Origin of the sequence: Candidatus Vampirococcus lugosii, assembly GCF_018420025.1 — a bacterium.
Lineage (GTDB): Bacteria > Patescibacteriota > Gracilibacteria > Absconditabacterales > Absconditicoccaceae > Vampirococcus > Vampirococcus lugosii.
This window is the reverse complement of the sequence record NZ_JAEDAM010000037.1, coordinates 1-9818: the sequence shown is the minus strand read 5'-3', so window position 1 is coordinate 9818 and position 9818 is coordinate 1. Positions and strand designations below refer to the sequence as shown.

The window sequence follows — 9818 nt, the reverse complement described above, 5'->3', positions numbered from 1 at the left end:
TCAAGTAGATCATTGTTGTTCTACATATTCATTTACTCAACTAAATACTTCATCCAAAGTATCACCTGATAAACTTGTTCCATCTTGTTTTTTTACAATCTCACTATTATCTCATAATACAACAAACGAAGATCAATCACTATTTGTATTAGTAACTGGAACCCAATTATCTTCTTTTACAATTACTGGAATTTGTCATTTTTTGTAAAGTATCATATCTGTATAATTATTTCTTGCATACAATTTATCTGTATACAAACCATTCATAACTAACTCATTTTCCAACCATCCAGCTATAGTATAACTTTTTTGATTATCTGTTATAGTATATACAAAACTAGATTTATCACTATTTTTAGGATGAGGTATTATTTCTATTTCTGATGATTTACCACTTCACCACTCTCATTGTTTTATTCATACTCATGTAAAATTATCTGGCTCAGGATATTCTCAATTACTTATATAATACATATCTAATCATTTGGCAACTGTATTTATATTACTTACTACTTGTGTATCTCTTGATTTCCCCACAAAATGTGTAAGTGTTAATCCTGCTACTACCGCCAATATTGATATTATAGCTATTGTTACTATCAACTCTACTAATGTAAATCATTTATTATTTCCCATTTTTTCATTAGTTTTTAGCTATTAAATATTAAATATTAAATATTAATAATATTTTCAATACTTATATTATTTTTTTTATCTTTTTCAAGTTATTTTTTTATTTTTAAAAAATAACTTGTATTGAAAATTAATCTAAAAATAAAGAATTAAATAGTAAATTATTGTTTTAAATAATATAAAATTATATAATATATAAAAAATTTTTTATTTTCTCGCAAATCCTTGTCTAAATCAAGTTTTTAGAAATTTTGTTCTACAAAGATGAGTTATACTGACATTTTAACATTTACAGCACACTACCCCAAAAAAATTATTGCAAATAAATATTTTTTATATATAATTTATTCAAAACATTATATATTTAAATATAAATTAATTATGAGTATAGAACAATTTACACAAAAAGCAGTTGATACTAGATTGGAAAATAGTGATATTTCCTCTGAAGAAAAAGAAAATATTGTTGAAAGTATAGTATTAAAATCATCTTCTTTTATGGAAGAAATTTATGATACAGATGAACTCAGTGATTCTCAAAAAGAAGCTATTCAATATTGATTAGTTGATTTTTTGATAAAAATTATTGCAAATAATGATATGGAATATAAATCAAATGATTTGGTCACTAATTTATTAAATAATATTGATGAAAGAGTTCAACAAACAATAGAACATGATGTTATGCATTGAGATATATTATCTCAAATTGCAAAAGATTATTGATTAAAAATTGAATATTTAATTGATAAAAACGAAATAGAAGATGTTGATAAAATAAATATATGACAATCATTAACTATTAATATAAAAGATAGTAAAGTTTTTCAAGTTTCTGATAACGATAATCTTATGATTAATTATAAAGATGAAAATGGTGATGAATCTTATTTTAATTTAATGGAATTATTAAGTAAATGAATTACTTGGGATGAAATAGCAGAATATAATAATATATCTCCAGATACATATTCTGAAATTAGAGAATATATTGAAAAAATGGAAAATACACCAATTTTATTAAGTTCTAATTATGAAGAGTGAAAGTTTAATATATTATATAATTGAGATATAATTGAAACTGACTTTGATGATATTTTTGAAAGTATGAATAGTTTTGGTTCTAATATAGAAGATTTTTTTGATAAATATCCACATCTTAAATGATTAAATTGAATTGAAGAAAAAATATCAGATTTTATGGAATCAAAAAATTTTTTTGAAAGTAAAGATTTTGAGAAATCAAAAGAATTCTTGGAAAAAGTAAAAGAAGAATGTTTGGAAGATTTTGATATTGCCAAAGAATTATTATATGTTTTTCAATGAGATTATGAGAAAAAAAATGTTTTTGGAAGAGTAGAAAATATAGAATTAGATTTGGATGCACTTAATGATTTAGACAATGAATCTTGAGATATTTATGAAAAAATATCTTATATTGATTTATACTTATCTTCTCCTGTTCCTATGAAAGGTATGTTGATAAATATAATATGAGATTATGAAGAATGATGAATTGAAGATAATTTACAAAAAGTACAAAAAGAATTAACAAGTAAATTAGAAAATATTAAAAGCACTATAATTGATGATATAATAGTAGAAGATAAACATCTACATAGAGTATGAAGTTTACCAAAAATGATAGATAAAAATGAATGATTAAGAAATAAAATTGATGAATTACTAAATAATAAAGATGGTAAAAGCTCACATGATAGACATTTAGAACTTTTTCAAATAATAGAAACGGAATTTGGTGATCATAAAAAAGCATGAGAATTAGTTCAAGAATATGTAATTAATAATCCTGATATATTAACCGAATATGGTGAAAATGAAGATTATTGATATGATTTTGAAAATCAAATTAATCATTGAGATATTAATGAATTAATTTCATATATACAAGAAGAATGAATAGACAATATTATTTCTAAATTATATAAATCTACATCTCGTGGAGGTCGTATAGAAAGTTCTAATCTAGAACATGATCCGATTATTGAAAAATTTATAAATTCTTGATTATTTAATAATGAACATTGAGAACTTAGTCAAGGGATGGAACTTAATAGAAAAATTTCTCAATTTTTTAAAAGGATAGAAAAGGTAGTTAGTCAATCAGATGGAATAATTGATAATTATATAAATAATTTAGAAGAAAAATTAGATGATGTAGAAGATGAAGAAGAAAAAGAAAAAATTAAAAAACTTATTGCTGATGCAGAAAATGATGCAAAAAAAGAATTAGAAGTAATGTTATTACAAGGTGCTGTAAATCAATCTATAACAGAAGCAATTGTTAAAACAAATACAAATTGGTCTTGATCTTATGATGGTAATAATCCTTTTTTGAAAATGTATGGTGATATAGAATGAATTTGATGGTTTAACTTATCTAATGATACTAAAGAAATTTTGTGAGAACTTGCATTTGAAATAGCAATTATATGACTTTCTAGTGTAGCTTGAGTTTGATTATCAATGATAGCAACTAAACTTCTCACTATGTGAGCAAGGGCCGCTACAAGTGCAACTATAAGATGACTTAGAGCATATAAATCAACTACATGGTATCAAAAAGGGGATTGATTCATTAAAGGTGCTTCTAAAGTTATTAATAATTGGGAAGGTGCACAAAATACAATAAAATGATGAGTTTGAATTGCAAAATCAGTGCCTTTCAATTTTTTCTCTGTTGAAACTGAATGACTTATCAGAGACGGTAAATTATGAAATCAAGAATGAAATCGATGAAATGATTTTTATGTTTCAGCTGCTGCTCTTGGTTATTTAGGTTTTACAAAAAATATGGATTTTAGAAATATTTTAAATAATAAAGATATAGCTTGAAAACTTGCTTTATTAGGAATTGATATAACGGCTATATCCGCTTTATCAGCAAATATTAAATGATTAGATAATGAAGATATTGGTGTTAGAGATGTTGTTAAATCTTTTTTATTCTCTGCTATTGAATGATGAAGAAGAGTAAATAAACTTGATAAAGTTGCAAATTTGAAATCACAAGCTTGAATTGATCCCAAAAAAAACTTCCTATTTATTAGGATCAATTTTTGGAGGTTTTAGTTTACAAGAAATTATGTGAAATAAAGATGAATGAAATTTTAAGCTAGATAATAGATTTGAAAAATTATTATCAAATGAAGAAAACAATGAAAAAATTACTTTATCAGATTTTTTGGATAAATGAAAAGATATAATAAATAATATTTTTGATGAAAAAAAAGATTTAATTCCACAAGATACCGAAAATAGAAATCAAATAATTACTAGATTAGATATAGAAAAAGAACAAATGTGTAGATTATTTAATAATACAATTAAATTAAAAATTGAATGAAGAAATGTTTTAGATTCTAATATAAATAGAATATGAGATTTTCATTTCAGAACAGAAGTATTAACTGCTATAACTAAAAAAATAAGACCAGATGAAGCATGAACTACAAATAATACAAATAATTATAATATATAAAATATTTTGACTTTTTTATTTTTATATATAATATATGTAAATATATTTTACATATATAAAAATAAAAAATGAGTTTGAACAAAATAATAAAATTATTAATTATTTCCATATTATTTATATGAACTTTTATTTTTAATAATATTTTTGCTAATGGTTCTGGTTCTAATATTGATTGATCAGCAAAATTAGATCTTGAAGTAAATCCTTCACTTAGTGAATCAAATATTTTATGAGAAAATTTTCAACTAAAAATAAATCTTAAAAATAAAAAAAGTTCTGAATGAGAGGCATTTAATCCTTGATTTATAGTAAATATTCCAGATAATATTGAATTTATTTCTAGTAGTGATTTATGAGATCCTTATGAAATAATTTCATATACATGATGACAATATTTATTTTTCAAAACTGATGATGTATTAGTACAGACAACTTCTGAAAATTATACTTTAAATTTAAAATCTAATAATAATATAGATCTTTTTGATGATACAGAAATAAAGGTTCTTGCATATGCTGAAAATAGTATATATTGAAGATGAGCAGTTCCAGATTGAGCACCTTCGTCAGCAATGCCAGGTTCAATAAATTTTGCTGGTACATGATCAATTATTGAATATAATGCAAATGATATAAATTTCCCCGCAAATCTTTTTGAATCTGCAAATTGATATACTTTTTATTTTGGTCCATATTATCAATTTTATGAATCTGGTATTAATTATATAGAATGATTTTATTTTGAATCTGCTACAACTAGTTTTGTACCTTATAAAATATCAAAAGCTTGAGCTACAAAATTTATAGTTTGAAATGAATATGAAACTTCAATAAAAATTGAATGAAATTCTCAATGATCATTAAATGATTTACATATTCAAGAAATTGTTTCTAATAATAGAGAGTTTTTATGATTTACTCAAACATGATGAGTATCAAATATAAACATAAATTATCTTACTGGTGATGATTCTTGATATGTACAACTTGATTTATCATGAATTAATGTATGAACTGGACAAACTCTTGAAATTAAATACAAAACTAGGTGATTATCATCTCAAATTGATTCATACAATCTAGATTGAAGTATAGAATTAAATGAATCAGCTCAAATAAATAATTGAGATTCTTGGTCAAGTGATACAACAATGCTTGCAGAATGAACATGGAACAAATGAAATACTTCAAATCAAATAACATCTTCTATCAAAAAATCAACTACTTATTCTTTAGTTTATGCTAGTTTTAGTAAAATTGTTGATAAATCAAATCCAGTTATATGAGATGAATTGAATTATACACTTACATTAAATCTTGGTAAAAATATTGATTTTGGAGCTTTAGGTTCTGGTACTTATATTGTTGATACTTTACCAGATTGAATATCATATACATGAAATTTTTCAAGTACAAATTCTTGATCATGAAATAATTTTACTTTTTCTTGATCAAAATTACTTAATACTTGAGAAACTGAATTAATTTTTTCTTTATGAACTTGACATATTTATTCTGGTGATACTGTAACAATAGAATATAGAGCAATTTTGGATTGAGATATTGAAGATTGAACTTATGAAAATACAAAAACTTTAACTAATCAAGCCAAATTTTATTGATATATTTCATATGTTTATTCTGGATGGTGGTGATATTGATATACTTATCTTGTATGAACAAGTCTTGAATACAATTCTAGTGCAAGTGTAACTGCTCCAGTTCCTACAAATAAAAAAAGATTAATTTCAGTAGAATTACCTGATTGAACAATTTATAATAGTGATAATAATAGTAATTATAATACTTGAACTGCTTTACCCGTATGATCTACTCTTAAATTTGCTATAGAAGTAGAATTTCCAAATGTATATTTTACATGAATAAATATAAAAGATGCTATTCCATTATTAATGTGACCAAATGATAATATATCTAATATAAATTTTCAAACTGATGAAAATCTTAAAGATATATTTTGAAATGATCTACTTACAAATGATTGGAATTGAATTAATAATGAATTTAATGGTCTTGTTTTAAGTTGAGATACTGCATCAGATAATCATTGGATAGAAACAACGGATGCAAATAATATTGAATTTAATTTATGAAGTTGAATGTGAGGTAATACTTTTGCTATTACTTTTGATGTTGATATTTTGGATAAAAAACCTTCTTCTTACAATAATGAATGAGAACTTCCACAAAAAAATGTAGCTATAGCAAGTTTTAGAAATTCTGAATGAAAACTTTTTAATATGAATAAAATGGAAGTTCCTTTTACTATATGACTTCCTGCTTTAGAAGTATCAAAAAATTCAACTTGAACAAATGTTTCATATTGAAATAATGTTGATTTTGAAGTGATAATTGATAATTCAAAATGAAGAAATGATGCTTATGTTGAAAATCTAATTGATATTATTCCAGAAAATATGAATTTTTATACTGGTAGTATAGTTTGATCAGGATTTACAGTAACAGGTGCAAATTTTAATCAATCTTGAACAAATCTTGAAATTTCTTTTAATAAAATAAATTCAAGATCAAATATTAAAAAAGGTAAATCTGTTATTATTGATTATACACTAGCTCCTACTACTGGTTTTGTTATAGATTGAAATAATAGAAAAAATAGTATATCTATGGATTATTATTCAAGTGAAGATGCTGATTCCAAAGAAGTAAATAATTTCTGACCTATTTCTACTGATATTGATTTTGAACTTGCAAGACCATGAATATCAAGAATTATTTCTTGAAGTTCAGAAACACGAAGTACTGGTAACGATTTACTTATATGAGAAAAAATAAGTTTTGAGACAACAATTACTTTATCATGATGAACATATATATGAACTTCATTTGAAGAAAATCTTCATAGTAATTTGGAATTTATTAGTGGTTCTATTGTTTCCTTATGATCTGATTTAACTTTTTCTTGATCTTCAATTACAACTTGAACAATATTTACATGAACTACAATAGATTTTTGAGATATAGTTAATTCAAGTACAAATCCACAAAGTATTGTAATACAAACTAATGCTATAGTTAAAAATACTATTTCAAAATGAACAAATAGAAAAGCAGAATGAGAATTTAATTATTCATCTAAATCTATAAGTAAAAATACTCCTGTTAATATTTTGGAACCTAATCTTGATATAAGTAAAACAGTAAATCCTTCAAATGCACAAGTATGAGATGAAGTATCTTATGAAATTAATATTGAACATAATTCATCATCAAATTCTCCAGCTTATAATTTAAATGTTAAAGATATTTTACCTACTAATCTTAAATATTTATCATGAACATTAACATGAAATTTAGATTTTAATGGGACTGCTGAAGATTTATTCTCAAGTTGATTAACACTTGATGAATTACTTATTAACAATACACAAACTATAAATTTTGAAGTAGAAGTACTATCATGAGTTATAGCTTGAACACAAGAAAAAAATAAAGTAAATCTTGAATATTCAACATTAGAAAATAATAATTGAAATGAAAAAAAATATAATAAATCAGATAATATTGATTTAAATATTGATAATCTTGAAATAAATCATTTTATTGAATCAACATCTCTTACATGAACAAATTGAGATAATTTAACTATATGAGAAGAAGTTATATACAATATTAATATTGAAATTCCAAAATTAAATTTGACATGATTAACACTTGAACAAGAATTATCAAATTGAATAGAATTTTTGACATGAAAAATATTGAATAATTCAGTAGTATCAAACACATCAAATAATATAACATTATCTTGAAATATTATAGAGTTTGATTTTGGAGATATAATTAATGTATGAACCTGATCTTGAACTGGTTTTGTTTTACAAACTACAGCAAGAGTTCTTAATAACGAAAATAATAAAGAATGAAATACTAAAAATTCTAATATTAATATAAATTATGATTGAGATAATAGTAAAACTGCAAATCAAGTAAATTTTGATATAGTAGAACCTAATCTTGATATAAGTAAAACGGTAAATCCTTCAAATGCACAAGTATGAGATACTGTTAAATATACAATTAATATTGAACATAATTCATCATCAAATTCTCCAGCTTATAATTTAAATGTTAAAGATATTTTACCTACTAATCTTAAATATTTATCATGAACATTAACATGAAATTTAGATTTTAATGGGACTGCTGAAGATTTATTCTCAAGTTGATTAACACTTGATGAATTACTTATTAACAATACACAAACTATAAATTTTGAAGTAGAAGTACTATCATGAGTTATAGCTTGAACACAAGAAAAAAATAAAGTAAATCTTGAATATTCAACATTGAAAAATAATAATTGAGAAGAAAGACAATATACATGAGACACTTTTATTAATTTAGATATTGATGATCTTGAAATAAATCATTTTATTGAATCAACATCTCTTACAGGAACTAATAAAGATAATTTTAATATAAATTGTTCAGATTTGGCTATATGAGAAGAAATTACATATAAAATAAATGTTGATATTCCAAAACTAAATTTGACATGAGTAAAACTTAAACAAGAATTGCCTAATTGAATAGAATTTTTGACATGAAAAATATTGAATAATTTAGTAGTATCAAACACATCAAATAATATAACATTATCTTGAAATATTATAGAGTTTGATTTTGGAGATATAATTAATGTATGAACATGATCTTGAACAGGTTTTGTTTTGGAAACTAAAGCAATAGTTCTTGATGATACAAATAATCAAGCATGATGAAATAAAAATTCTACAATTAAATTAAGTTATAATTGAGATGATAATGAAAAAATACATAGTGAACCTGATTGTTCTAATACAGAAAAAACTAAATTTGATATAGTAGAACCTAATATTACTATAAGTAAAGAATTTAGTAAAAATTATTGACAATGATGAGATGAAATACAAACAACAATTAATATAACAAATAATTGATCTGCACCAGCTTATGATTTGGAATGGGAAGACAATCTTCCAAATAAAACAACTATTTCTTGAGATTATGAATTTAATTCAGGTTCAACAGTTTTGGAAGTATGAGACAGTATTGAATACACTTATAATACTATATTGGAAAATACAGTAACTTATTGAGAATTACTTAGTTGAGCAGTAAATATAGACTATTATTCATATCCTTGAGTTGATAATAATTATAGAAGAGAATACACTACAAGTGATTATGATACAATAAATATAAGAACAGATAATTGAATAATAAAAACTCTTGAAAATCCTTGAAATTGAGAACTTTGAATATGAGAAAAATGAAAATATAAAATACAAATTCCATTATTGAAATGAACAACTCAAAATCTTGAAATAAATGATACTTTACCAACAGGATTATCTATATTACAAGATAGTTTGGAAATACAAGCATCAACTTGAGTAGTTTATACTTGATGATTTAAAAATATTATTAATGAAAATATAAATTTTGAATTTCAAGATATAGTAAATTCAAATACTGGAACTAATATAGAATATATAATTATTAAGTATGATGTTGTCGTTCTTGATTCTCAAAATAATAAATTGTGAGATACAAAATTAAATTCTGTTGAAGTAAATTATGAATTATGAGATACAATTTTAACTTGACAATCTGATCAACTTATTACAATAGTAGAACCTTCAATTAATCTTGATAT

Annotated in this window: 4 protein-coding genes; 3 read left to right on the top strand and 1 reads right to left on the bottom strand. The window is 23.2% G+C overall.

Annotation, left to right across the window (positions count from 1 at the left end):
• Window positions 1–636 (bottom strand): type II secretion system protein (locus tag VAMP_RS03285; RefSeq protein WP_213349205.1); only part of this gene is annotated, 636 nt, incomplete at its 3' end.
• Between the two features lie 378 nt (window positions 637–1014).
• On the opposite strand from VAMP_RS03285, the gene VAMP_RS03280 reads away from it, so the two are divergent.
• The 3 genes from VAMP_RS03280 to VAMP_RS07080 all read left to right on the top strand — a co-directional run.
• Window positions 1015–3726 carry a LysM peptidoglycan-binding domain-containing protein gene (locus VAMP_RS03280; RefSeq protein WP_213349203.1) on the top strand — a complete coding sequence of 904 codons (2712 nt, stop codon included), beginning with the start codon at window positions 1015–1017 and terminating at the stop codon, window positions 3724–3726.
• Window positions 3727–3739: 13 nt separating this feature from the next.
• On the top strand, window positions 3740–4135 hold the full coding sequence (locus VAMP_RS03275) for a hypothetical protein (RefSeq protein WP_213349201.1): 396 nt from the start codon (window positions 3740–3742) through the stop codon (window positions 4133–4135).
• 68 nt (window positions 4136–4203) lie between these two features.
• Window positions 4204–9818 (top strand): DUF11 domain-containing protein (locus tag VAMP_RS07080; RefSeq protein WP_213349198.1); only part of this gene is annotated, 5615 nt, incomplete at its 3' end.